The 23873-nt window shown below is 45.4% G+C and carries 23 protein-coding genes and 1 pseudogene; 20 read left to right on the top strand and 4 right to left on the bottom strand.

The genetic code is table 11. The features are described 5' to 3' along the window. The first annotated feature begins 6 nt into the window (after window positions 1-6). The 3 genes from asnS (at window position 7) to nth (ending at window position 2611) form a co-directional block, all read left to right on the top strand. Window positions 7-1296: an asparagine--tRNA ligase gene (asnS, locus tag AC3B4V_RS04645; protein WP_174316766.1), complete on the top strand. Its 1290-nt coding sequence runs from the start codon at window positions 7-9 to the stop codon at window positions 1294-1296. Between the two features lie 75 nt (window positions 1297-1371). Beyond that, window positions 1372-1950, top strand: a complete 579-nt coding sequence (locus tag AC3B4V_RS04640; protein WP_023468616.1) for a DnaD domain-containing protein — start codon at window positions 1372-1374, stop codon at window positions 1948-1950. A 4-nt stretch (window positions 1951-1954) separates the two neighbouring features. After that, on the top strand, window positions 1955-2611 hold the full coding sequence (gene nth / locus AC3B4V_RS04635) for an endonuclease III (protein ID WP_149427574.1): 657 nt from the start codon (window positions 1955-1957) through the stop codon (window positions 2609-2611). Between the two features lie 188 nt (window positions 2612-2799). Here nth and AC3B4V_RS04630 read toward each other — a convergent pair whose 3' ends face one another. After that, the gene (locus tag AC3B4V_RS04630; RefSeq protein ID WP_488377907.1) at window positions 2800-3714 is read right to left on the bottom strand and encodes a DUF3800 domain-containing protein; all 915 of its coding nucleotides are present in this window, start codon (window positions 3712-3714) and stop codon (window positions 2800-2802) included. Window positions 3715-3889: 175 nt separating this feature from the next. Continuing rightward, the gene (locus tag AC3B4V_RS04625) at window positions 3890-4192 is read right to left on the bottom strand and encodes a DUF1798 family protein (RefSeq protein ID WP_023468613.1); all 303 of its coding nucleotides are present in this window, start codon (window positions 4190-4192) and stop codon (window positions 3890-3892) included. Between the two features lie 74 nt (window positions 4193-4266). On the opposite strand from AC3B4V_RS04625, the gene recU reads away from it, so the two are divergent. The 7 genes and pseudogenes from recU (at window position 4267) to AC3B4V_RS04590 (ending at window position 12721) form a co-directional block, all read left to right on the top strand. After that, complete coding sequence (gene recU / locus AC3B4V_RS04620) at window positions 4267-4893, top strand: Holliday junction resolvase RecU (RefSeq protein WP_035396916.1); 627 nt, start codon at window positions 4267-4269, stop codon at window positions 4891-4893. 20 nt (window positions 4894-4913) lie between these two features. Next, window positions 4914-7595 carry a transglycosylase domain-containing protein gene (locus AC3B4V_RS04615; protein ID WP_488377906.1) on the top strand — a complete coding sequence of 894 codons (2682 nt, stop codon included), beginning with the start codon at window positions 4914-4916 and terminating at the stop codon, window positions 7593-7595. Window positions 7596-7692: 97 nt separating this feature from the next. Next, window positions 7693-9958 (top strand): annotated as a pseudogene (locus AC3B4V_RS04610) (DEAD/DEAH box helicase). Between the two features lie 17 nt (window positions 9959-9975). Then, window positions 9976-11160 (top strand): ribonuclease H-like domain-containing protein, encoded by a 1185-nt coding sequence (locus tag AC3B4V_RS04605; protein ID WP_251138101.1) that lies wholly within the window; start codon window positions 9976-9978, stop codon window positions 11158-11160. Then, on the top strand, window positions 11157-11717 hold the full coding sequence (locus tag AC3B4V_RS04600) for an SLOG family protein (RefSeq protein WP_023468608.1): 561 nt from the start codon (window positions 11157-11159) through the stop codon (window positions 11715-11717). Before AC3B4V_RS04605 ends, AC3B4V_RS04600 begins: the two co-directional genes overlap by 4 nt. A 5-nt stretch (window positions 11718-11722) precedes the next feature. Then, on the top strand, window positions 11723-12037 hold the full coding sequence (gene gpsB, locus AC3B4V_RS04595) for a cell division regulator GpsB (protein WP_050677422.1): 315 nt from the start codon (window positions 11723-11725) through the stop codon (window positions 12035-12037). A gap of 129 nt (window positions 12038-12166) precedes the next feature. Further along, window positions 12167-12721, top strand: coding sequence for a nuclease-related domain-containing protein (locus tag AC3B4V_RS04590; protein ID WP_488377905.1), 555 nt, complete (start codon window positions 12167-12169; stop codon window positions 12719-12721). A gap of 44 nt (window positions 12722-12765) precedes the next feature. Here the strand turns inward: AC3B4V_RS04590 and AC3B4V_RS04585 are convergent, their stop codons facing one another. Both AC3B4V_RS04585 and AC3B4V_RS04580 read right to left on the bottom strand, forming a co-directional pair. Then, the gene (locus AC3B4V_RS04585) at window positions 12766-13083 is read right to left on the bottom strand and encodes a hypothetical protein (protein ID WP_023468605.1); all 318 of its coding nucleotides are present in this window, start codon (window positions 13081-13083) and stop codon (window positions 12766-12768) included. Between the two features lie 33 nt (window positions 13084-13116). Then, complete coding sequence (locus AC3B4V_RS04580; RefSeq protein ID WP_050677419.1) at window positions 13117-14691, bottom strand: FAD-dependent monooxygenase; 1575 nt, start codon at window positions 14689-14691, stop codon at window positions 13117-13119. Window positions 14692-14779: 88 nt separating this feature from the next. On the opposite strand from AC3B4V_RS04580, the gene yvfG reads away from it, so the two are divergent. The 10 genes from yvfG (at window position 14780) to AC3B4V_RS04530 (ending at window position 23868) form a co-directional block, all read left to right on the top strand. After that, window positions 14780-15001 carry a protein YvfG gene (gene yvfG, locus AC3B4V_RS04575; protein ID WP_023468603.1) on the top strand — a complete coding sequence of 74 codons (222 nt, stop codon included), beginning with the start codon at window positions 14780-14782 and terminating at the stop codon, window positions 14999-15001. Further along, window positions 14998-15609, top strand: coding sequence for an NUDIX hydrolase (locus tag AC3B4V_RS04570; RefSeq protein ID WP_058704911.1), 612 nt, complete (start codon window positions 14998-15000; stop codon window positions 15607-15609). The genes yvfG and AC3B4V_RS04570 overlap by 4 nt, the downstream gene beginning before the upstream one ends. A 60-nt stretch (window positions 15610-15669) precedes the next feature. Continuing rightward, on the top strand, window positions 15670-15879 hold the full coding sequence (locus AC3B4V_RS04565; protein WP_023468601.1) for a hypothetical protein: 210 nt from the start codon (window positions 15670-15672) through the stop codon (window positions 15877-15879). A gap of 348 nt (window positions 15880-16227) precedes the next feature. After that, window positions 16228-16863: a 3D domain-containing protein gene (locus AC3B4V_RS04560; protein WP_064299685.1), complete on the top strand. Its 636-nt coding sequence runs from the start codon at window positions 16228-16230 to the stop codon at window positions 16861-16863. Between the two features lie 184 nt (window positions 16864-17047). After that, on the top strand, window positions 17048-17779 hold the full coding sequence (locus AC3B4V_RS04555) for an ABC transporter ATP-binding protein (protein ID WP_214857889.1): 732 nt from the start codon (window positions 17048-17050) through the stop codon (window positions 17777-17779). Beyond that, window positions 17776-19293 carry an ABC transporter permease/substrate-binding protein gene (locus AC3B4V_RS04550; RefSeq protein ID WP_064299686.1) on the top strand — a complete coding sequence of 506 codons (1518 nt, stop codon included), beginning with the start codon at window positions 17776-17778 and terminating at the stop codon, window positions 19291-19293. Before AC3B4V_RS04555 ends, AC3B4V_RS04550 begins: the two co-directional genes overlap by 4 nt. Continuing rightward, complete coding sequence (locus AC3B4V_RS04545) at window positions 19290-20162, top strand: diacylglycerol/lipid kinase family protein (protein WP_035396868.1); 873 nt, start codon at window positions 19290-19292, stop codon at window positions 20160-20162. Before AC3B4V_RS04550 ends, AC3B4V_RS04545 begins: the two co-directional genes overlap by 4 nt. 172 nt (window positions 20163-20334) lie before the next feature. Further along, window positions 20335-21678 (top strand): sodium-dependent transporter, encoded by a 1344-nt coding sequence (locus AC3B4V_RS04540; protein WP_488377904.1) that lies wholly within the window; start codon window positions 20335-20337, stop codon window positions 21676-21678. 251 nt (window positions 21679-21929) lie between these two features. Continuing rightward, window positions 21930-22673: a 5-bromo-4-chloroindolyl phosphate hydrolysis family protein gene (locus tag AC3B4V_RS04535; RefSeq protein ID WP_050677413.1), complete on the top strand. Its 744-nt coding sequence runs from the start codon at window positions 21930-21932 to the stop codon at window positions 22671-22673. Continuing rightward, the gene (locus tag AC3B4V_RS04530) at window positions 22660-23868 is read left to right on the top strand and encodes a toxic anion resistance protein (protein WP_023468594.1); all 1209 of its coding nucleotides are present in this window, start codon (window positions 22660-22662) and stop codon (window positions 23866-23868) included. The genes AC3B4V_RS04535 and AC3B4V_RS04530 overlap by 14 nt, the downstream gene beginning before the upstream one ends. The last annotated feature ends 5 nt before the right edge of the window (window positions 23869-23873 follow it).

Here is a 23873-nt window from a genome sequence, read left to right as displayed (position 1 = left end):
AAAGCAATGATTCGGGATGTAAACAAATATGTAGGAGAAGAAGTGACGATCGGGTGTTGGTTAGCAAACAAACGCTCAAGCGGTAAAATCGCCTTCCTCCAACTTCGGGATGGCTCTGGATTCATGCAGGGTGTCGTCGTCAAAGAAACAGTCGGCGAAGACTTATTCAAGCAAGCAAAAGGCTTAACGCAGGAATCATCACTCTGGGTGACAGGTGTCATCAAATCAGATGGCGGTCGGACAGCGATCGGTCATGAAATGGAAATTTCAAAAATCGAAGTCATCCATGAAGCGATCGATTATCCGATCACACCAAAAGCACACGGAACGGACTTCTTGATGGATAACCGTCACCTCTGGTTGCGTTCAAAGCGTCAGCATGCGGTCATGGTCGTTCGGAACGAATTGATTCGTGCAACGTACGAATTCTTTAACCAAGAAGGATTCATTAAAGTGGATCCGCCAATCTTGACAGGTAGCGCACCAGAAGGAACAACAGAATTGTTCCACACGAAATATTTCGATGAAGATGCGTACCTTTCACAATCGGGTCAGCTTTACATGGAAGCGGCAGCAATGGCACTTGGAAAGGTCTTCTCGTTCGGTCCAACGTTCCGTGCTGAAAAATCAAAAACACGTCGTCACTTGATCGAATTCTGGATGATGGAGCCTGAGATGGCATTCCACGATCACGAGATGAACCTCGAAGTCCAAGAAAACTATGTTTCGCACCTTGTGCAATCAGCACTGAAAAATTGTCGTGCGGAACTTGAGTTGCTTGGACGTGACTTGACGGTCCTTGAAAACATTAAAGCACCGTTCCCGCGCGTCAAGTACACGGAAGCAATCGACATGCTCAAGGAGCAAGGATTCGACGATATCGAATTCGGCGATGACTTTGGTGCACCACACGAGACAGCAATCGCAAACAGCTTCGCACGTCCTGTCTTCATCACGCACTGGCCAAAAGCAATCAAACCGTTCTACATGAAAGAAGATCCGGAAAACCCAGACTTCGTCTTGTGTGATGATTTGATTGCCCCTGAAGGATACGGGGAAATCGTCGGTGGTTCACAACGTGAAGAAGATCATGAAAAACTCCTCGCTGAGATGAAGAAACATGGTCTTGACGAGACAGGTGCTTATAAATGGTATCTCGAAACACGCCAATACGGTTCTGTTCCACACAGTGGCTTCGGTCTTGGTTTAGAGCGGACAGTCGCTTGGATCACAGGTGTCGAGCACGTTCGGGAAACAATTCCGTTCCCACGTTTGCTAAACCGCCTCTATCCATAAGCAGTAAGGAAAAACATCGACCCATCGTCTCGACGGGTCGATTTCTTGTTTAGACTAGAGAATCGAGGAAATACGATGAATCATAATTTAGTGCAATTATTCGAGGAAGGGACGGTCGTCTTACCGAAACGATTGTTCACCGAGGCAAAACGGTTAGGCATCAGTTTTGTCGAGTTCACGTTAATTGGTCAATTGTTTGCTTGCCGGGCAGAGGGCATGGAGATGCCGTCACCGGAAGAGTTAAGTAATCGACTTGGACTATCCGAGACTGAAACGATCGAGACGACACTCGGTTTATTACAAAAAGGATTACTGGCAATGGAGAACGTCAACGGGTCTGAACGTTATTCGCTTGTTCCGCTTTACGAAAAGCTGATGGCACCACCGGAACAGGAAGCACCGAACTTTGATACGATCAATCCGTCCGTCTTCCAACAATTCGAGCGTGAACTCGGGATGATGTCACCGTTTCAGATGGAGCAGATCATTCAGTGGTTGACGATCGAGAACATTTCGGAAGAGCTAGTACTTGCCGCACTTCGAGAAGCGGTCTATCATAATGTCCGCAAAATGACCTATATCAATCAAATTTTACGGACGTGGGAACGTGAAGGAATCAAGACGCTTGAGGATCTCGCAGGGCGGGGAGGTTAAGGAAATGTTACGAAAGGCAGAAATCGATCGGATTGAAGCAACGTTAGAAGAGATGTTTCCAGATGCATTTTGTGAGTTGATTCATCGCAACCCGTTTGAACTGGTCGTAGCGGTTGCACTCAGTGCACAAGCGACCGACGTACTTGTCAATCAGGTGACGCCTGGGTTGTTCGCAGCGTATCCGGATCCTGCGTCGCTTGCTGCGGCACCCGTCGAGAAAATCGAGGACAAAATCAAACGACTTGGATTGTACCGGAATAAAGCCAAAAACATCAAGGCGCTTGCGGCACAGCTCCTTGCGCAACACGACGGAGAAGTCCCGACGGAACGCGCCGGGCTCGAAGCCTTACCTGGCGTAGGACGCAAGACGGCGAACGTCGTCTTGTCTGTCGCCTTTGATGTACCGGCCTTTGCGGTCGATACACATGTCGAACGTGTCTCGAAACGCCTCGGGATCTGTCGCTGGAAGGATAATGTCACGCAGGTCGAAGCAACACTGATGCGTCGTTTCAAACGGGAGCGTTGGTCAAAGCTCCATCATCAATTCATCTTCTTTGGACGTTATCACTGCAAGGCACAACGTCCGAACTGTGAAGCGTGCCCGTTACTCGACATGTGTCGAGAAGGGAAAAAACGAACAAAAGGAATTGCTACACCCTAAAAAGGGACAGACTCAAAAAAAGAATGACTCGTCACACGCAACTCCTACAGGAAAAAGCGCATTTGCGCTGTCAGAGACAAACAAGACCTGAGGAAAGAGCGTGAAAAGACGAGTCATTCTTTTTTATTAGATAAGGGTGACAGATCATTCTGCCACCCTTATCTTTGTAGAGACTAATTTTTGAGTCATTACCCATTCCAAGGAGTATCGGACCATTCACGACGCTTTTTCGTGATCGGTACTTTTTTGAATCCCCAGTTTCGGAAATCTTGGTCCGGACTATCGCGTCGAATGTAAATCTTATCTTTGATGGCTTTAAAAATCCGGTTTTCGTCCCCATAATGGACAAACCGTGGTTTTACCTCGATGACACCACGACGGACGCGAGATAAAGGTAAGCAGACCAAGTCGGCAATCTCAAGACCAGATTGGTAGAGGTCGCTGTCTTTTTCAGCAAAGATGAAGCCTTTGATTTTTTGACGGCTTTTTTCGACGTCGAGATGGACCGTTCCCGAATTGAAGATATCGAAGAACGCCTTTTGAATGAGCAAGTTTTGATAATCATCACGGCTTTCAAGAACGACACGCGCACTCGTTGCTTCTGTCTCATCAAGGAAGGAATAAAACGACTTCATCAGATGAGCAAAGGCAACGACATATGGATCCTTTGGTGTCGAGAAGAAGTCTTGTAGCTTCTGTTTATCGACTTCGACGCTGACGATCGTACAATCGATATCAACTAAAAATTCCGGCAAGGCGATCCAGAAATGACGTAACATATCGATCGTGATGCCATCTTCTTTACCATACGGATGCTCAGCTTTTAAAATCTCCTTCAAATGAAGAGGAATATGTGGATCTTCAAAAACTTTTGCCTTAAAATCCATCAAACGTTGACGAAGCGGACTTGGTTCACCGGTCTCGTCCGAATCGATGGCATATTTATATTCCATCAAGACACCCGTTAAATTGAATTGTGTATTACCCTTCGGTGTCCCAGTTTCGTCGACGAACATGATGTATTTCTTCGGGGCAGGGGTCGAATTCTTAGGAAATCCTTTGACGTCAACGCCTTTGACGTTCAATTGTACCCGTTTGTTCAAATGAATCTCCTCCAATTGCACAATAATTACACAGTCTTTTCGAAAGAAATGCTCTTGATGCCACTTTACACGCTAGGCGGCTGAAAAGCCATAGCCTGATAAGTGAAACCGTAGAAACATTCCCTCGTATGATTAGGTGTTCGACTTAAGGAAGATAATTCCTGTTTTTAAATCGTTATTCTTCACCATTCATTAAGCGATCGATATAACGAACGGATTTAATCGTTTCATTGAAGCGCTTCAGACTCGTTTTCGGCTGAAATGCTTGGACGGAAATTTGCTTCAGTTGATCAACGGCGCTTTCGACCATGCTAGGTCGTAAGTAAGGACTATCTTGGGCATTCGTTTGCCACTGTGCAATCAGTTGATCCGCTCGTTCAACGAACGGTACAACGTCTCGATTGAAGTCATATTCGGTTCCGGCACGTCCTTCTTGATAAATACGTTCAATCTCTTGTAATAACGGTTCAATTGTCATTGGTTTTTAACTACTCCTCTCGGCCGATACGGTACAATCACATATCATGGTACAATAAACGCGATAGGAGGGGAATCGTTTTGAATTACCCGAATGGGAAAAAATTTCAAAAGCCACTCGAGTCGCATGGAACCCGAATCAAGAAGGCGCGATCAACCGATTCCACCTTTTCGAATCGAGGGATGACGCTCGAAAAATTATTGAATGAAAGTAATACGTTTTACCTGACCCATAATCGGGCAATCATTCACAAGAAACCCACTCCGTTACAAATTGTCCAAGTCGATTATCCGAAACGATCGGCAGCGGTCGTCAAGGAAGCTTATTTCAAGCAACCGTCGACGACGGACTATAACGGTGTTTATCGCGGAAAATATATTGATTTCGAAGCGAAGGAGACGACGAATAAAACATCCTTCCCGATAAAAAATTTTCACCCCCATCAAATCGCACACATGCGCCAATGTGTCGAACATGGAGGAATTTGTTTTGTCATCATTCGTTTCAGTCTGTATAATGTGCAATATGTGCTTTCAGTCGAGCACGTGTTCCCCTGGTGGGATCAACTAGAAAGCGGACGAAAATCAATTCCGCTGACGGTCATTGAACGAGACGGTATCAAAGTCGAGACTGGCGCGTACCCTGCCATCGATTATTTAAAGGCAGTGGACGAACTATATTTCAATTCAGACACTTTTTGATTGAAGGAGAAGGATAGCATATGGAAAGAAGTCGTGTCGCACGTCGTGAAGAGACGAAGTCATCTGAGAAAAAGATGAAACGGACGAAACGTCCCCAAAAGAAAAAGTCAGGTGGAGGTTCCGGTGGGAAAGGTCCACTTTGGAAAAAATTATTGCTGATCGCTACCGGATTATTCATCGTCATGATGTTAGTCGGAGGCGGATTTGCCGCTTATGCGATTGCTACGGCACCTGAGCTCGATGAGACAGAACTTCGAGATGCTCTGCCATTGAAAATCTATGCGAGCAATAAGGAAGAAATTACGAAAGGCGGAACGAGTCGAGAATACGTGTCAATCGATGAAGTACCGGAAGTCGTTAAAGACGCATTCATCTCGATCGAGGACCGTCGTTTCTATCAGCACAACGGAATCGATTTCCGTCGTCTGGGCGGAGCCATCATCGCGAACGTGACGGATGGTTTCGGATCGGAAGGAGCGTCGACGATCACACAACAGGTCGTCAAACAATCATTCCTTAGCTTCGATAAAACGGTCACACGGAAAGTCCAAGAACAATGGCTCGCAATCCGGTTAGAGCAGGACTATACAAAAGATCAAATTTTAGAGATGTACTTGAACAAAAACTACTATGGTCAAAACTCGTTTGGGATTCAGACGGCTTCAAAAGCTTACTTCAACAAATCAGTAGATAAGTTGAATTATGCGGAAGCCGCGATGCTCGCAGGACTGCCACAACGTCCGACTGCATACGATCCAATTAAAGGAGATCCAAAACTGACGAAATGGCGCCAGACACAAGTTCTTGATGCGATGTTGACGACAGGCGTCATCTCACAAGCGCAACGAGACAAGGCAGTCAAACAACCGATCTCAAAATTAATCAACCCGGCGCCAAAGTCGACGAAGGATGAATCATACGACAGCGTCATCTTCGATATGGTATCAAAAGAGTTAGAAGATGATTTTGGTTTAGAAGGAAAAGACATCTACGGTCAAGGGTTGAAGATCTATACTTCGATCGATAAACCGATGCACGACTATATGAATGAAGCGATCAAGAAAGACCAAATCGTTCAGTTACCGGAATATGCGGAAACAGCTGCGACAGCGGTCAACACGCAAACCGGAGAAATCCTTGCGGTCGTTGATGGTAAAAATCCAGGTAAAGGCACAGCGCGACGAAACTTTGCGAATGAGCCGCATCAACCGGGATCGTCCGCAAAACCATTCTTCGCTTACGGACCAGCGATCGAAAATGATAAGTGGTCGACTGCAAAACAATTGACGGATAAACCAACAGAAGTCAACGGAAAAGAGATTGGAAACTATTATGATGGATACCGTGGCACGAATACGATCCGCCACTGGTTAAAAATCTCGGCAAACACACCGGCCATCCAAACGTATCAAGAAATCGGCGGTGATTCAGTCGAGGCGTTCGCTGAAAAATCTGGCTTAAAGATGAAAGACGATGAGTCGATTTCGCCTGCGTATGCGATTGGTGGGATGAAACACGGTTTCAATACGACACAGATGGCAGGAGCGTACGCCACACTTGGTAATGGTGGCGATTATATCAAGCCACACGTCATCAAATCGATTGAGTATAGTGATGGATCGAAAATCAAATCACCAATCAAATCGAAAAAGGCAATGGAAGACTATACAGCGTATATGTTGACGGACATGCTGCGTGACGTCTTAAAACCAGGTGGTACGTTCCCGAGTGCTGGATTGTCATTTGATGCAGCCGGTAAGACAGGAACGACGAATGCCTATAAAGATGTCTGGTTCGCAGGATATACATCGGATGTCTCAATCAGTGTCTGGACTGGGACAACGAAATCTGGAAACAACAATGGAGCCGGACTTAGCGGTCCGTACAACAGTACGATGGCACAGCAAATCTGGAAAGACTTCATCACGAAGACACGTGATCGTACGCCAGCACCATTTGAACAACCTAGTTCTGTCCTCAGTATCGGAAACGAATTGTACGTGAAAGGGACGAAGGAACCTGTCGTTGAAAAAAAGACAGTACCCGCTCCGACTGGATTACAAGCATCTTACGATGAAGACACAAAGAGCGGTGAACTGACATGGAACTATAATGACGCTGCGCTTCGTGCCAATGGGTATGACGATGTATCGTTTGAAGTGACGATGACAGATGCTGACGGTGAAACATCAACGATTGGTACGAGCACGACGAATCGAATTGCCATCAATGGTTTGAAACCAGGACGGTCAACGTTCCAAGTCGTAGCGAAAGCGTCTGGAGAGGAATCTGGTCCGGTCTCGACGACGGTAACCGTTACCGATCCTGAAGCAGAAGAACCGACGACGGATGAACCATCGACGGATGAACCGGCGACGGACGAACCATCGACAGATGAACCGACAACGGATGAACCATCGACGGACGAACCGACAACGGATGAACCGACGACGGATGAACCAACGACGGATGAACCTGCAACGGATGAACCGACAACGGACGAACCGACAACGGACGAGCCGGCAACGGACGAGCCGACGACGGATGAACCAACGACGGACGAACCAGCAACAGATGCACCGAATTCGAATGATGGAGCAAACGCGCAAAACAATTCGAATGGTTCGACGGAACGAAACAATTCGAATAATAATGGAAATAATGGTCGTGGAAACGACGCTACGAATTCTACAACACCATAAGCACGACTTTTAAAGAAAGACAAGACCAAAGACGAGTAGTTCGTTCTTTGGTCTTGCCTCTTTTTTTGTATAATGAGAAGTGGAAGGAAGTGAAGGCATGCAAGCGAAACAAACGCTCGTTGCATTTCTCGAAGAATTGAAACAGGACCGCTCGTTCATGGAGCGGATTACGTATATGAAAACGATGGAAGCGACAGCTGGGTGGTATGTCGATTTTCCAGAACGACTACCGGAGCGTTTACGACAAGCTCTTCGCACACGTGGGATCACACAATTGTACAGTCACCAAGGGTTAGCATTTGAACGTGTACAAGCGGGAGAGTCGACGGTCATCGTCACACCGACTGCCTCCGGAAAGACCTATTGTTTTAACTTACCGGTCTTATCGCACCTGCTCGAGCATCCGAACGCGCGGGCATTATATCTCTATCCGACAAAGGCCCTCGCACAGGATCAAAATAGTGAATTACTTGAACTGATCGATCAATTAGAGGCGCCGATCCGATGTTTTACCTATGATGGAGATACGTCACCGACGATTCGAACAAAAGTACGAAAAGCTGGTAATATCGTCATCACGAATCCGGATATGCTACATTCCGGCATCCTACCACACCATACGAAATGGATCGAACTGTTCGAGAACTTGAAGTATATCGTCATTGATGAATTACACACCTATCGTGGTGTGTTTGGTAGCCATGTCGCCAATGTCATTCGTCGCCTGCGACGGATTTGTCGGTATTATGGTAGTGATCCCGTCTTCATCATGACGAGTGCAACGATCGCCAATCCGCAGGAACTAGCAGAACGTCTGACAGAAAAAACAGTCGGTTTGATTGATGATAACGGTGCGCCAACAGGACGTAAACATTTTCTCGTCTATCAACCACCCATCGTCAACGCACAACTCGGCATTCGACGTTCAGCGACGCTTGAGACGAAACAACTGGCGATGCGCTTCATCAAAAAAAAAGTTCCAAACGATCGTCTTTGCACGGTCACGCGTTCGCGTTGAAGTCTTGCTGACGTATCTACGAAGCATCTATCCGCATGAGCTTGGTCCGCGATCGATTGAAGGGTACCGGGGCGGTTATTTGCCGAGTGAGCGACGGGATATCGAACGACGGTTACGTCAAGGAGAGATCACCGGTATCGTCTCGACGAATGCTCTCGAACTTGGTGTCGACATCGGGCAACTGCAAGTCTGTATCATGAATGGTTATCCGGGAACGATTGCTTCGCTCTGGCAACAGGCAGGGCGTGCGGGACGCCGTCAAGATGATGCACTAATCATTCTCGTCGCTTCTTCCGGTATGCTCGATCAATATGTCGCAGAACGACCAGAGTTATTCTTGAATCAATCCCCGGAAGCAGCCCGACTTGATCCAGATAATCTGATCATTGCCGTCGATCACGTCAAATGTGCAGCGTTTGAACTGCCTTTTACGAAAGGAGAATCATTTGGAACGCTCGAGACGGAAGATATCCTCGAATACTTAGTCGAAGAGCGTGTCCTGAACGAACGTGGCGATCGCTTTTATTGGATGAACGATGCGTTTCCGGCTCATGGAATATCGCTTCGGTCGAGTGATCAAGAGAACGTCATCATCGTCGATCAGACCGAGGTACCGAATCGAGTCATCGGTGAAATGGATACGTTTAGTGCGATGACGTTGTTACATGACGAGGCCATTTATCTTCACGGAGCCGATCAATACCAAGTTGAGCATTTGGATTTTGAAGAGAAAAAAGCGTTCGTCCGTGCCGTGGACGTTGATTATTATACGGATGCTAATTTTTCAGTCGACCTTTCCGTGCTCGAAGAAGATGAACAGTATACAGAGGGAGAATATAGTGTTGCGCGCGGCGATGTCAGCGTCCGCGGAATGGCAACGATGTTTAAGAAGATTAAGTTCGGTACGCATGAGAACATCGGGTCTGGTCCGATTCACTTACCGGAACGAGAAATTCATACAACAGGTGTCTGGTTCACGTTACCCGATCACGCACGCTCTTCGACAGAGCTCGAACAAGTGTTAGAAGGGGTCGCGAATAGTCTCAGACGTGTCGCACCGCTTTATTTGATGTGTGATGCCAGTGATGTCTTCGTCGTGCCGCAAGTCAAGGCGACACACACGCAACAGCCAACTGTTTATCTATATGATCGTTACCCTGGAGGTGTCGGTCTCGCGGAGTCGATTTATAAGCAACGCGGTGTCATGTTGCGTGCCGCCCGTGATTCGATCGTCACATGCCCTTGTCAGGACGGTTGCCCTGCTTGTATCGGTATGGTTGGCGTAGCAGACGAGAAAGAACGAACGATTCAGTTGTTAGCAGAAATGGAGAAGGAATTATCATGAAAAATCGTCTTAGACGTATGCTGAAATCTACATCAGACGCCGCAACGGAGGATCAAGTGTCTTCCGCTCCTGAAGTGGAGACGCTGAAGACACCAATCGGATGGACTGACGAACAGCAAGCCTGGATTGATCGTGGGGCCGATATCTTGACGTTCGAAGAAGAGTGGATTGTCAGGATCGACAAGCGATATGCATTAACAGATCGACATGGAGACCGAAGCTTTGCTGAAGTGTATGAGTCCTTACAATTGCCGCATCCGCCGCTTGCGTTAGATGTCCCGCTCGAGCAGGTCATTTTCTTTGATACAGAGACGACAGGATTACGAGGAACCGGAACGACGATCTTTTTACTCGGGTTCGCGCGCTTTGAGCAGGGCGGATTGCTGATGCGACAATATTTCTTACCGCATCCGCACTTTGAAGCTGCCTTTTACCATCACTTCCTGCACGATATCGGAGATGATGTCCGCTTTGTGACCTATAACGGGAAAAGCTTTGATTGGCCGCAAATCAAGACACGTCATGTCTTCGTTCGGGAACGTGTTCCTCGTTTGCCGAAAGTCGGCCATCTCGATTTACTTCATGTTGCGCGGCGAATCTTTAAAGGAATGTATGATTCCTATCGATTGACTGCGATGGAAGAGCGAATCGGATTTGAACGGGAAGGGGATCTACCTGGATTTTTGGCACCGATGCATTACTTCCAGTACGTCGAACACCAGCATCCGGATATCATGACAGGGGTCTTGCAACATCATCTGGATGATTGTCTGACGCTTGTCGGACTGTATGATGCGTGCAACCGACTCGTCACACATCGAGCGGAGGCGCCTTCCCCAATTCAAGAAAACATCGCGATTTGGCTGGCAGATCTCGGAATTCATGAAGGATCACACGCTCATTTTCAACAAGTCAAAGAACTATCAGCAGAAGGATGGTTGCGCCAAGGATATTTGCATAAAAAAATGAAGAACCATGAACAAGCTCGAGATTGTTTCTTGAAGAGCGACAGTTATTTAGGGTATGTTGAGCTTGCGAAGTGGGCAGAGCACATTGCAAAAGATCCAGTGCTTGCTTATGATTATACGGAACGAGCACGACAACACGTCGAGCGACATCATTGGTTGATTACTAAAAAAGAACGAATCTTGGCAGAGCTGGATCATCGAGGACGTCGGTTGAAAAGGAAGTGTGACGCGTGAAAGTTGTCGCTATCACAGGATACAAACCCAATGAACTAGGTATCTTTGATCAAAAACACCCTGGTATCCGGGTCTTAAAGGCAGCCTATCGAGAGCGGATGATTCGCTTAATTGAGGATCGAGGCACAGAGTGGTTTATCACGAATGCCTCACCGGGTTGCGAAATCTGGGCATGCGAGGTCGTACTTGAGTTAAAGGAAGAGTATCCTCATATTCGTCTCGGTATTCTTTTGCCGTTCTTGGAACAGGAAGCACGCTGGAAAGAGCCCGTTCAAGCGCAGTACCTTTCCATTCTTGAACAAGCGGACTTCGTCGAAGCAATCAGTCAGAAACCGTATACGGATCCATCGCAGTTACGGAATAAAACCGAGTTCATGATTCAAAAAAGCCAAGGATTATTGTCGGTATTTGATGAAGAACATGGAGGATCGGCGAAATTTTTAGTAGAGCGTGCTAGAATAGAAATGGAACAATCCGATTATCAGTTGTTTTTAATTACACAAGATGATTTATCTTGGCTCGAACAAGAATTACAATACAATGATCAGTGGGAGTGAATAGGATGTATAAGCCATTGTTGACAGCGGACGATATTTACAAAAAGGAATTCAAAACCGGCCTCCGTGGCTATGTCATCGAAGATGTCGATGGATACTTGGATCAAATCATTAAAGATTATGAAGGATTCGAACGTGAGATCGAACGTCTCAAGAAAGAGAACGAGGCGTTAAAACAAGCACCAGCACAACCGGTAAGACGTGAAGAACGCCGCGTCGAACAAGCGGAACCACAAGTATCAAGTTCATCGAACTATGATATGTTACGTCGTATTTCGAATCTAGAGAAGGCCGTTTTCGGACGTCCGCACCAAGATTGACGCATCAAAAAAGACATTTCTGTCAGATCAGAAGTGTCTTTTTTATTTCCTTCTTTTTGAAAGAATCGTCTTCTGAACGAAAACGGTGTTAAGATAACTAATAATACATACTACAAAGGATGATGAACCATGTTACAAGTCATGACTGCTTCTGTTCCTGAACCACCGCGCCGTCGTTTTTTTGCAAGTAAACAAGTGAGTACGACGACGAGTGAGACGGATGCACTCTGTAATGAAATCCGTCATGTTTGTCGTTTTGATTGGATGTTGTTTGATCGGATTCGTCTTTCTGACACGATTGTCATTCCTTTTGCGCTGATCGGACCAAAAGGATTGTTCCTCGTGTTACAAAACGATGCGGTCGTAGAATGGATGACGGAGGAATCTTGTCATGTCATGGATTCTGAGCATGGAAGAAAAGTGTTTGCACCTCATCCCATCCATCAGTCGAAACAAATCGTTCAAGCGGTTCGAAAAACGCTAAAAAAACAAGGGATCATCATTCCGATTCATGGCATTACACTTTTTCCGAATGCACCACAGATGCGGACGGAACGAATTAAATTCCCGACGGGGCACAGCTTTAAAGATGTGCGGGCGTTCATCGTCTCAAAGAAATCCTCCCCTGTTCAAGAGCAAGAACGAAAACAAGTTGCGTTTTATCTCGCGCAGCAACAGGAATGAACAAAGGCAGTGAAGCGCTCGCTTCACTGCCTTTTCGTTTGAATTCATCGTCTTGGTCGAGACGCAAGAATGTCTTCAGCTTGATCCAAGTCTTCTTTCAAGACATACACCGCTACGCGATCATCCAAGTCTTTACTGAAACGTCGGAATAAAAACGAAGTTTTGACGCCGCGTTCGACTCGAATCTCTAAGTCAGCTGCTTCGAGTCGCGCAGCGTCCTTTAATAAATCTTCTCCTTTTTCACCAAATGCTTCCCCGATTAGTGACCATCGAAGGTTTTCCTTCGTTCGTCTGCTGACGATGACGAGAAATGCAATGACTAAAAGAATGATTAAAACCGTTCGAACTAGCTGTATATCCATCTTTGCCTTCACCTCATTTACTATCATACCGAGTTAACGCGCATAAAGTAAACGTTCAACATAGCGGGCGAACGATTTACTTTTCAAACCTTGTTGGCGATACGCGATATAACCGTCAGGGCGAATTAAATATAATCCGGATTGCTTGATGCCAAAGCGTCGTGCCAGTTCACCGCCTTGATCGACGACACCATCCTCTTTAAGGGATTGATGGATCGGTACTGTCTCAAATAGATCGGGATAGGTATAGGCGAGTTCCTTGAATGGCTCAAGAAGATCATCGGTTGCATTTTTTGGTAAGAACAGTAGTAATAAGAAATTCCGATCGGCACGACGTAACAATAGTTCGTTCTTTTTCGTCCGCGGGTGAACGACTTCACTGTAAGGCATCGGTTCACCTGGTTTTGGTGTCAATGGACTAAAGTGTCCTTGTGTGACGAAGGTCGAACTCGCTGGGTAGTGGCTGTTAAGCTGTGCAATTCGGTTCGTCACGAAATGATGTAAGGGTGCGATCTTGAGACTATTTCGAATGACTTTTTCCTGCAAGGGCAATAAAAAAGGAATATTGATTTGCAAAAGTTCCGTCGCAAGATTGGTTGATCGTAAGATCCCTTGTGCCGCTTCTCGACGTTCGACGCTATAAGAATCAAGTAACGGAAAACTCGCCTTAAACTGATGGACACACCATAGTTTCCAAGCGAGGTTCATCGCATCAGCAATTCCGGTATTCATTCCTTGACCACCGACGGGTGAATTGATGTGTGCTGCATCCCCGATCAAATAAATCCGGTGGTGTCCGAATTTCTCGATAATCCGGTTATGGACGCGAAACATGGAATACCAATGGACTTTTTTGAGCTCAAACGGTACTTTGGCTCGATTTTGTAAAAAATCGTCAATCGCTTTATGGTCGGTCGGAACAGGTCCGCTCGTTAGATTGCCGGTAATCCGGAACAAGTTCGACTGAAGTGGGAAAGACTCGATGACGCCATGATCAGAGAAGAAGATATGAACCTCCTCAGAAGAGAGCGGCCAGTCGACCTCGATGTCAGCCAGTGCCCACGATTCTTTGAACGACTTTCCACTGAATGGGAGTCCGAGCTCTCGACGGACGAAGCTGTTCGCGCCATCTGCTCCGATAATGAAGGAAGCATCGACCGTCTCTGTTTCTCCTTTATGTTGTAAGGATGCAGTAACGAACGTTGGAAATTGAGCAAACCCTGTTAATTCTGTTTCGCGCTCGACTACGTGTCCATATGTGGCGAGTCGTGCTTCAAGAATCCGTTCCGTCTCACTTTGAGGTAACAGCGTGACGAACGGAAAGGGTGTGTTCAAATCCGTAAAATCAAGTTTTGCCTGCCATGCGCCATTGACATAGAGGTTTCCTTGATTGATTTTAATCGCATTCTCCATCAAGTCTTCTGCAACACCAAGCCTTGCGAACAACTCCAGAGAACGCGCTTGAATCCCAATCGCTTTTGAGACGACGGATGGTCCGCTTGCACGTTCGACGATGCGAAAGGATAATCCATAGCGCGAGAGTGCGAGTGCGAGTGTTAAACCGGTTGGTCCGGCACCGATAATGAGGACATCTAATTTTTTATTCACGGATAACCCCCCTTAATTTACATCTTAGCCAAAACTCGTTACCATTAAACTATTGATGACACGCTTGACGTGTGAAAGGATGAAACTTGTGAACGAACAACTTTTTACGACAGAACGATTGATTGCGAATTTTAAGGAATACATCCGTCAGAACGAGGCACATCTGACGAAACGACATGCCTTAAACGCCTATTACAAGACGGTAGCAGGATCGATTTTATCGGACCGGATTGCTAAGAATGCGGATCTCATCGTCCGTATGCGCCATCTGGAAGAGGCGTACCAACACGTTGCACAAGAAGGGCGATGAAACAGGTGAACTTAGCCGATATCCGAAAGCATTACGTAGATTCTGAAGAACGTTTACCTCGTCATGCGGCAGCCGTACTCGTTCCGTTAGTTGAGCAGGATGGCGAAGTCTATTTGTTATTTCAAGTACGAGCCAAGACATTACGTTCGCAACCAGGTGAAATCGCTTTTCCGGGTGGTCGGATCGATGGCGGTGAATTACCGAAAGCAGCGGCTATCCGTGAAACAGTCGAAGAATTAAATGTCAGTGCTTCTGAGATTGAAGTGATTGGAACGCTAGAACCACTCGTGACACCGAACCGGTCGATCATTTACCCGTATCTTGGCATTCTCCATGCGACAGACTTTAATCCTTCTCCGGCCGAAGTCGATCATGTGTTTCTCGTGTCATTAACGGAATTAATGACTTCGAAGCCGATTAAAGGAGATATGGAGTGGCGGATTCGCCCTGGTAAGGAAGTGCCGACCGAACGAATGGCGAATCGAGAAGCATACCTGGATCGTACGTATACAGTCACGGAGCATTTTTATGAGCACGGGGACTATCTGATTTGGGGACTAACTGCTAAAATCTTGCGCCAGTTCTTAGCTCAATTGACGCGTGACTAGCTTTTTCGGTCGTTATTTTATATGATTAACTGTAATTGAACGTGTCAGGAGATGAGTCAAATGGAAGAAACAGAAGAGTTATTCGATTATATCGTTGGCGATATGGTAAAAACGAAAGAAGGCTGGGTAGCAGAAGTAACGGCTGTATTGACGAATACGGTCGTTGGTGATGTATCCCACACGAAAAACTTTGAGGCACTCGGCTTAGAGTTCGAAAAACAAGTCTTATTAAAGTCAGAGATTGAATTGTTAGAACGTAAAACAAAATAATGTATGAAAGCACACCATATAATTGGTGTGCTTTTTTATGTTCATCCAGTGAACTGAATAATAATGAAATCATACATTCTTTTAATTTTTGAAGAATTGGACAAAATGACTGAAAACATCGAAAAGATACATTTATTACAAAAGAGTAACAAAGACTAATTCGTAACAGAACGGTTACAAAATATAAAAACGTTGATACACAACGATTGAGAGCGTTTTTTGTAAGCGTGTAACCATTTCGTTACTTTTTGACAGATATATTTCAATTTATAGTGTTCGCTTTTCAAACTATTTGTCACCATGATACGTTGTGCGGGTCGTAAAACGGCGAGAAAGGTTGGCATCAACATGAAACGAACATCATTCCTTTTATCCCTTTGTTTAACGGGATTCATATTTATTCTTTTGCCGCATCATGAAGCATCGGCAGCACAAATCGGGATCGGTACGGAGAAGACGATCGTACAAAATCCATTAGAGATGAAACGTCAAGCTGCTCAAGAAAAGCGTGAACAAGCAGAGGCGAAAAAACAAGCGCGTCTAAAAGCCTTGGCTAAGCAAAAAGCAAAAGCAGAGCAAAAAGCAAAAGCAGCACAAGAAGCCAAAAAGGAAGCACAACAGGTAAAGAAACAAAGTCGAACACAAGCAAACGCTGACCGTTCCACAAAACGTACGGAAACATTTGAGACGACAGCATATACGACGAATCCAGAAAACAATGGAAGCCGTTTGTATAATGGTCGTGCCTTAACGGCATCGGGTTATGACGTCACGAATACGATTACATACGAAGGACGTCGCATCGTTGCTGTCGATCCATCGGTCGTACCGCTTGGAACTAAGGTACATGTAGAAGGTTTCGGCGATGCGATTGCGCTTGATACAGGTGGTGCGATTCGCGGGAAAATCATGGATCTTCTTGTCGGTTCAAAACAAGAAGCTTTAGAATGGGGTCGCCGTCAAGTCACGGTGACGTTCGAATAAGAGACGTATATGGTTAGGCGATGGATAGTTTCCATCGTCTTTTTTGTTTTGATGAAGAATATAATAACGATCTGTTCGATGTTGGATTTAGAAAACAGGGGAAAGAGTGAACGGAATAGGTTTTAGAATGTCTAAGAAAGGGGAATTTTACAAAGATAATAAACCGGGAAACGAGGGATGGTTCGTGATTGAATTCAAGGATGTCGGCAAAACGTATGCAGACGGAACAAAGGCAGTGCAACACGTGAATTTTACGGTTGAACAAGGCGAGATTTTTTGTTTGATTGGCCCTTCAGGGTGCGGTAAAACAACGACGATGAAAATGGTCAATCGATTGATTGATCATACGGAAGGACAAATTTGGATCGATGGTGAACCGATCATGTCGATCAATGAACATGAACTCCGTCGGCGAATTGGCTATGTCTTACAACAGATTGCCCTCTTTCCACATATGACGATTGAGGAGAACGTCAGCGTCGTGCCTGAGTTATTGAAGTGGAATAAGGAGAAAGTAGTACAACGGGTCGATGAATTATTTCGGTTGACTGGGTTAAATACCTCACTTAAGAAAAAATATCCAAGTGAACTCTCTGGTGGACAACAACAACGTGTTGGGGTTATGCGGGCACTCGCAGCAGAACAAGACGTCATCTTGATGGACGAACCATTTTCTGCGCTTGATCCCATTTCACGTGAACAACTACAAAATGATTTGTTGCATCTAAACGAAGAGCTTGGTAAAACAATTTTGTTCGTCACGCACGATATGAACGAAGCGTTGAAACTAGGCAGTCGTATCTGTCTGATGAACGCTGGAGAGATTGCTTTCATCGGTACAAAGGAAGAGGTATTAGCAAGTAACGATCCGTTCGTTCAAGAATTCATGCGTCAAGTCAGGGGGAGTGTCGAATGAATGGATTGATCGAAACGTATCAAGACCGGAAGACTGAATTGCTTCAAGCGTTGATCGAACATATCCAATTATCTGTTATCTCCTTGCTCATTGCCTGTGTAATCGCTATTCCGCTTGGGATTTACTTATCACGTAACAAACGTCTGAGTGAGTGGTCGATTGGTGTGACCTCAGTCATCCAAACGATTCCATCACTCGCATTACTCGGTTTGATGATACCACTTGTCGGGATTGGTACAGTACCGTCGATCATTGCACTTGTCTTGTATTCTTTATTACCGATCGTTCGAAACACTTATACAGGGCTTGCTGAAGTCGATCCTTCAATTAAGGAAGCGGCACGTGCATGTGGGATGACTCCGATGCAGAGCCTTTGGAAAGTCGAGCTCCCACTAGCTTTACCTGTCATGATGGCCGGGATTCGGACCGCGATGGTACTGATCATTGGTACAGCGACGATTGCTGCCTTGATTGGTGCTGGAGGATTAGGCTCGATCATTCTCCTCGGGATTGACCGTAACGATAACTATCTATTATTGCTCGGTGCGATTCCGGCAGCACTGCTCGCGCTTTTATTTGATGGCTTATTACGTCAAACGGAAGTAGCGACTCGTAAACGACAAACAGCACGTCTCGTAACGGCAGTTGTCTTAATGGTTGCGATCGTCGTCGCACCTTTTGCCTTCGGTCGTAGTGAACGACCAGATCTCGTCGTCGCTGGAAAACTAGGTGTAGAACCGGAAATTTTAATGAACATGTATAAGATTGTCATTGAAGATGAAACGGATTTGACGGTACAAGTCAAACCGAACTTCGGGAAGACGACCTTCGTCTATAAGGCACTCGAATCAGGTGATATTGATGCGTATCCAGAGTTTACAGGAACGGTGCTCGCTAGTTTGACGAATGAAAAACCGAAGTCGAATGATGCAAAAGAAGTGTATGAACAGGCAAAAGCCGGTCTTGAAAAACAAGATTTAGCCTTGCTACCACCGATGAACTATAACAATACCTATGCTGTAGCTGTTCCAAAGAAATTAGCAGACCGTTACGATTTGAAGACGATCTCTGATTTAAAACAGGTCGCGAATCAGTTGACAGCTGGATTCACATTAGAATTTAAGGACCGACAGGATGGGTATAAAGGGATTCAAGATAAATATGATGTTAATTTCCAGAAAGTCGTCACGATGGAACCAAAATTGCGCTATAAAGCAATTGAGTCAGGTGAGATCGATGTCATTGATGCTTACTCGACAGATCCGGAGATTGCGAAATACGACATGGTCGTCTTAAAAGACGATCAGCAACTATTCCCTCCATATGAAGGAGCTCCTCTTCTGCGACAAGAGACGATCGAGGAGTATCCAGAAGTAAAACAAGCACTTGAGCAATTGTCAGGTAAAATTTCAGATGAAGAGATGTCAAAAATGAATGAAGCTGTCGCATACGGCGGAAAGACGGCGAATGAGGTCGCTCGTGATTACCTGAAGAAGGAAGGCGTCATTCAATGAAACTTTTACTGATCAGTAACCCGACAGCTGGGACGAACGGCACCGGGTTACTTGGAGAAGTCATCGAACCATTAAGTACATTATTCGATGAAATCGTCATCAAGAATACAAAGCAAGCTGGAGATGCGATGCAATTTGCGGAAGATTCGTCCGCATTTGATGCGGTCGTCGTCATCGGTGGAGATGGAACGGTGTTCGAGACAATCAACGGGGTCGCAAAACTGGATGATCGCCCGATACTCGGTATCATTCCTGGAGGGACTTGTAACGACTTCGCTCGAACGCTTGGCTTACCGATGGCTCCTCGGCTTGCTGCAGAAGCGATCGCGATGCAACACGTTGTTCAGGTCGATCTCGGACAAGTCGAAAATAGTTATTTCTTGAATTTCCTTGGTGTCGGTCTTGTCGCAGAGGCATCGATTGGCATCGATACAGAAGAAAAAGCACGCCTCGGGAAGATGGGGTATTATCTATCGACGATTCGCTCAAGTCTAGAAGCACAACCCTTCGAATATGAACTGATTTTAGATGAAGGCCGTCACATGACCGGCGAAGCGGTTCTCATTCTTGCAGCAAACGGAGAATCGCTCGGTGGAATCGAGACGAACTTATCAGATGGAGCCTATAATGACGGCAAACTTGATTTAGTGATCGTCGATGAAGTAAACTTGACAACCATTCGAGATGTGATCCTTCAAAAAATTGGTCTTGCCAATGATCCTTCCTTTACACATATCTTGACGAGTGGGTTTCAGTTGAAAACAAAAGACGCAAAAGTCATCGATACAGATGGTGAGAAAGCCATCCATACGCCGGTTACAGTTAAAGTATTGCCGGAGTATCTGCGCATGTATGGAGGCACACAATAATATAAAGTAATGAATGAAAAGAAGGTCGTCATAAAAAACGGCCTTCTTTTTATCTTTCAGTACATATATGCGGTTATGCTTTGACGCTTTAAAGAAAATATTTGATAAAGGATGACTTTCAATGATTCTTTCTGTACAATGAAAAAGTATTTTGAAAAGGAGGTGGAGCACCATGAAAGGAAACGCATGGGCTTCAAAAGTTGGATTTATTTTAGCAGCAGCGGGATCCGCCATTGGTCTGGGGGCCATCTGGAAATTCCCGTACACGACTGGAACGAACGGAGGAGGCGCGTTTTTACTCTTGTTCCTAGTGTTTACCTTATTACTTGGACTGCCCGTTTTAATTGCCGAGTTTTTAATCGGTCGTGCGAGTGGAAAAACAGCACTTCAAGCGTTCTCGGCACTTGGACATAAGAAGTTCACATTCATTGGTGTACTTGGTGTCATCGCCTGTTTCTTGTTGCTCTCTTTCTACAGCGTCATCGGAGGATGGGTCTTGATTTATACCATTCTTGGTTTCACAGGTCGCCTGACGACGATGGACAGTGGTGCGCTTGGTGAATTGTTCGGAACGATTTCCGCCTCACCGTTATATGTCATTTCAGGGCAATTGATTTTCCTCGCTTTGACATGTTGGATCGTCTTACGTGGTGTTCAATCCGGTATTGAAAAAATGAGTAAAATCATGATGCCATTATTATTCGTGTGCTTCATCATCCTTGTCGTTCGATCATTGACACTTGATGGTGCAATGGAAGGTGTTAAATTCTTCATACAGCCTGATTTTTCGGTCCTCAACCGAACTTCTGTCCTGAGTGCGCTTGGCCAAGCGTTCTTCTCCTTATCGCTCGGTGTATCGGCGATGCTGACGTATGCTTCCTACATGAAGGAACGTGGCGAGATTAATCGTTCCGCCGCATGGATCGTCGCGATGAATGTCGCGGTCTCATTATTAGCTGGATTCGCGATTTTCCCAGCTGTTTTTGCTTCAGGTCTTGACCCTGCAGAAGGACCGGCATTGCTTTTCATCGTATTGCCGACTGTTTTCAGTCAGATCCAGTTTGGCTCGTTGTTCTTGACACTGTTCTTCCTTCTATTTGCTTTCGCATCGATCACTTCATCGATCGCTATGCTTGAGGTCGTTGTTGCTTCATTAACGGATCGTAAGGAAAATGCGACATCGCGTGATAAAAAGCGGACGACATGGCTTGCGACACTTGCGATTGCGATCGTCGGAATTCCGTCCGCACTCTCGTTCGGGATGTTGAGTGATGCTCAATTCATGGGGAAAACGTTCTTTGACAGCGTTGATTTCCTTGTCTCGAATATTTTAATGCCGATTGGTGCTTTACTGATTTCGATTTTTGCTGGGTACAAGCTCGATCGTACTCTTGTCGAACAGGAACTCGTGACGAGTCCATTCATGAAAAAAATCGTACCTGTGTGGCGTGTGAGTGTTTGTTACTTGAGTCCGATCGCGATTTTGATCATTCTTGTATGGCCATTATTCGGATAATTGATCACTTTTTTAGGGTAGTCGACAAAATTGTCGACTACCTTATTTGTTGTCAAAAGAATCATGCGAAAGAAAGAACGGATAGTTCATTCTTCGGTCTGATGCGATATTTTTAAAAGTATGTTGAAATATAAATACACGAGGCGTAACATTTCGGAAAAACGGGAAACTTTTTGTTAGACGTTACGTAATGTTAAAATAAAGACACGTAAACCTGATAGAAGAATCAGTACGAAGGAAGAGGGGATGACATGAAGTCTTCATGGTGGATATTTGGTTCCATCGGTATGATGTTCGTATTTCTACAATTGGCCGATACGTTCAACTTCTCGGGAATCTTCATCGCTCTTGGTTTGTGGTTCATTTGGAGCGGTTATCGAACAAAACCAGGTCGACGATATCGGACAGAACGGAAATCGACCGAAATCAAGCGGAAAAATGTGAAAAAGAAATTACTACTTGATGACGAAGATGAGTTCGTCGGAAGTGTCATTTTAAAACCGGAACGGGCGACACGCCGATTTGAAGAGACGGATGATTTAGAACTTCAAGTATTGCAACGGACGATCGAAGAAGGATTCACTAAAATCCAGACGTACGATCAAATCGTTCCCTCGATTCGAGATGGTGAAATCAGAAGTGAGATGCGGATCGTCTCACGGGAAGCACATGTCTTGTTCGAGGAGTTATATGAAAGTCCACGCGACGTCAAAAAAGTTCGGGACTTCTTTACGTTCTATCTGGATTCCTTATTGTCGATTTCAGAAAAATATGCCGATTTGGAACGCCGTGGCGCTCAAGTTCAATTGGATACGAAAAATCAATTGATTTCGAACTTGAAAATGATCGGACAAAAATTAAAGCAACAACAAACCTTGTTGCTTGAAGGGGATACCGTTGATTTAGAACGGGAACTCTTGACGATTGAAAAGGTGTTGACGCAAGAGACTGAACAACGAAAACAGGAGGAGAGTTACCGACATGACCCATTCTGATAAAGATACATGGCAACAATGGCCTGATGAGCAAGATCAACCGACGATTTCTGATCCGTCGGTCGACTTAAACGTAGCGGAGACACCGCCTAAAATGCCGGCTCGCCCTGTCGAAGAAATGATTCCTTCGGATGTTCCGGCAGAACAACGACAAAAGATTGAACGTCTACTGCAGGTGATCGATCTACAAAAAACGGATGCCGTCATGCAATTCGGGGCGCCCGTCCAGCGTGAACTATCCCAATTCTCTGATCAAGTCTTAAGTGAAGTGAAGATGAAGGACGGCGGGGAAGCAGGGAAATTGCTGAGTGACTTAATGCAGCGTGTCCGCCAAATGGATCCAGATACACTTCAAGAAAAAAAGAGCTTCTGGTCGAACGTGCCGGTCATCGGTCGGGCGAAGAAAAAAGCGGAAACGTATTTCTTACAATACGAGAAAATGAGCGCTTATCTCGAAGAAGTCGTACACAATCTTGATCGATCAAAATTTGGATTGATGAAGGACATCACGTTACTCGATCAAATGTATCAAAAGAACAAGCGTTATTTTGAAGAATTAAACGTTTATATTGCGGCTGGCGAGACGAAAATCGCTCACGTTCGTCAACATGAAATCGAACCGCTACGAACGGAAGTCGAGGTATCGCGGGATCAAACAAAGCTACAGGAATTGAATGACTTGATTCAATTGACGGATCGTTTTGAAAAGAAAATCCATGATTTAAAATTATCCCGAACGATTAGCTTGCAGATGGCACCGCAAATTCGTGTCATTCAACAAAATAACCAAATTCTAGCGGAAAAAATTGAATCAGCAGTCGTCAATACGATTCCACTTTGGAAGAACCAAGTTGTCCTATCTTTGAGTCTGTCGCGTCAAAAAGCAGCGCTTGAAATGCAGAAGGATGTCACCAATACGACGAACCAGTTACTTGAGCAAAATTCGAAGTTGCTGAAGGAATCGTCAATTGAAATTGCGGAAGAAAACGAAAAAGGCATCGTATCCGTTGAATCGTTAAAAGTGGCGCACCAAAACTTGATCGAGACACTGGATGAGACATTACGCATCCAACAAGAAGGAAAACAAAAGCGCCGCGACGCAGAGCATGAACTAGAGCGAATGGAGAATGAATTGAAACAAAAAGTCATCGAAGTCGCCTCAAAAAGCAGAGAATTACCGAATCGACCATACTAAGGAAC

This window comes from Exiguobacterium sp. E17S (assembly GCF_057772545.1).
This window is presented reverse-complemented; position numbering and strand designations above follow the sequence as displayed.

Coding starts and splice junctions, on each gene's coding strand:
- asnS (WP_174316766.1), top strand. CDS start 7: ATGATTCGGGATGTAAACAAATATGTAGGAGAAGAAGTGACGATCGGG.
- AC3B4V_RS04640 (WP_023468616.1), top strand. CDS start 1,372: ATGAATCATAATTTAGTGCAATTATTCGAGGAAGGGACGGTCGTCTTA.
- nth (WP_149427574.1), top strand. CDS start 1,955: ATGTTACGAAAGGCAGAAATCGATCGGATTGAAGCAACGTTAGAAGAG.
- AC3B4V_RS04625 (WP_023468613.1), bottom strand. CDS start 4,192: ATGACAATTGAACCGTTATTACAAGAGATTGAACGTATTTATCAAGAA.
- AC3B4V_RS04615 (WP_488377906.1), top strand. CDS start 4,914: ATGGAAAGAAGTCGTGTCGCACGTCGTGAAGAGACGAAGTCATCTGAG.
- AC3B4V_RS04605 (WP_251138101.1), top strand. CDS start 9,976: ATGCTGAAATCTACATCAGACGCCGCAACGGAGGATCAAGTGTCTTCC.
- gpsB (WP_050677422.1), top strand. CDS start 11,723: ATGTATAAGCCATTGTTGACAGCGGACGATATTTACAAAAAGGAATTC.
- AC3B4V_RS04590 (WP_488377905.1), top strand. CDS start 12,167: ATGTTACAAGTCATGACTGCTTCTGTTCCTGAACCACCGCGCCGTCGT.
- AC3B4V_RS04585 (WP_023468605.1), bottom strand. CDS start 13,083: ATGGATATACAGCTAGTTCGAACGGTTTTAATCATTCTTTTAGTCATT.
- AC3B4V_RS04570 (WP_058704911.1), top strand. CDS start 14,998: ATGAAACAGGTGAACTTAGCCGATATCCGAAAGCATTACGTAGATTCT.
- AC3B4V_RS04565 (WP_023468601.1), top strand. CDS start 15,670: ATGGAAGAAACAGAAGAGTTATTCGATTATATCGTTGGCGATATGGTA.
- AC3B4V_RS04560 (WP_064299685.1), top strand. CDS start 16,228: ATGAAACGAACATCATTCCTTTTATCCCTTTGTTTAACGGGATTCATA.
- AC3B4V_RS04550 (WP_064299686.1), top strand. CDS start 17,776: ATGAATGGATTGATCGAAACGTATCAAGACCGGAAGACTGAATTGCTT.
- AC3B4V_RS04545 (WP_035396868.1), top strand. CDS start 19,290: ATGAAACTTTTACTGATCAGTAACCCGACAGCTGGGACGAACGGCACC.
- AC3B4V_RS04540 (WP_488377904.1), top strand. CDS start 20,335: ATGAAAGGAAACGCATGGGCTTCAAAAGTTGGATTTATTTTAGCAGCA.
- AC3B4V_RS04535 (WP_050677413.1), top strand. CDS start 21,930: ATGAAGTCTTCATGGTGGATATTTGGTTCCATCGGTATGATGTTCGTA.
- AC3B4V_RS04530 (WP_023468594.1), top strand. CDS start 22,660: ATGACCCATTCTGATAAAGATACATGGCAACAATGGCCTGATGAGCAA.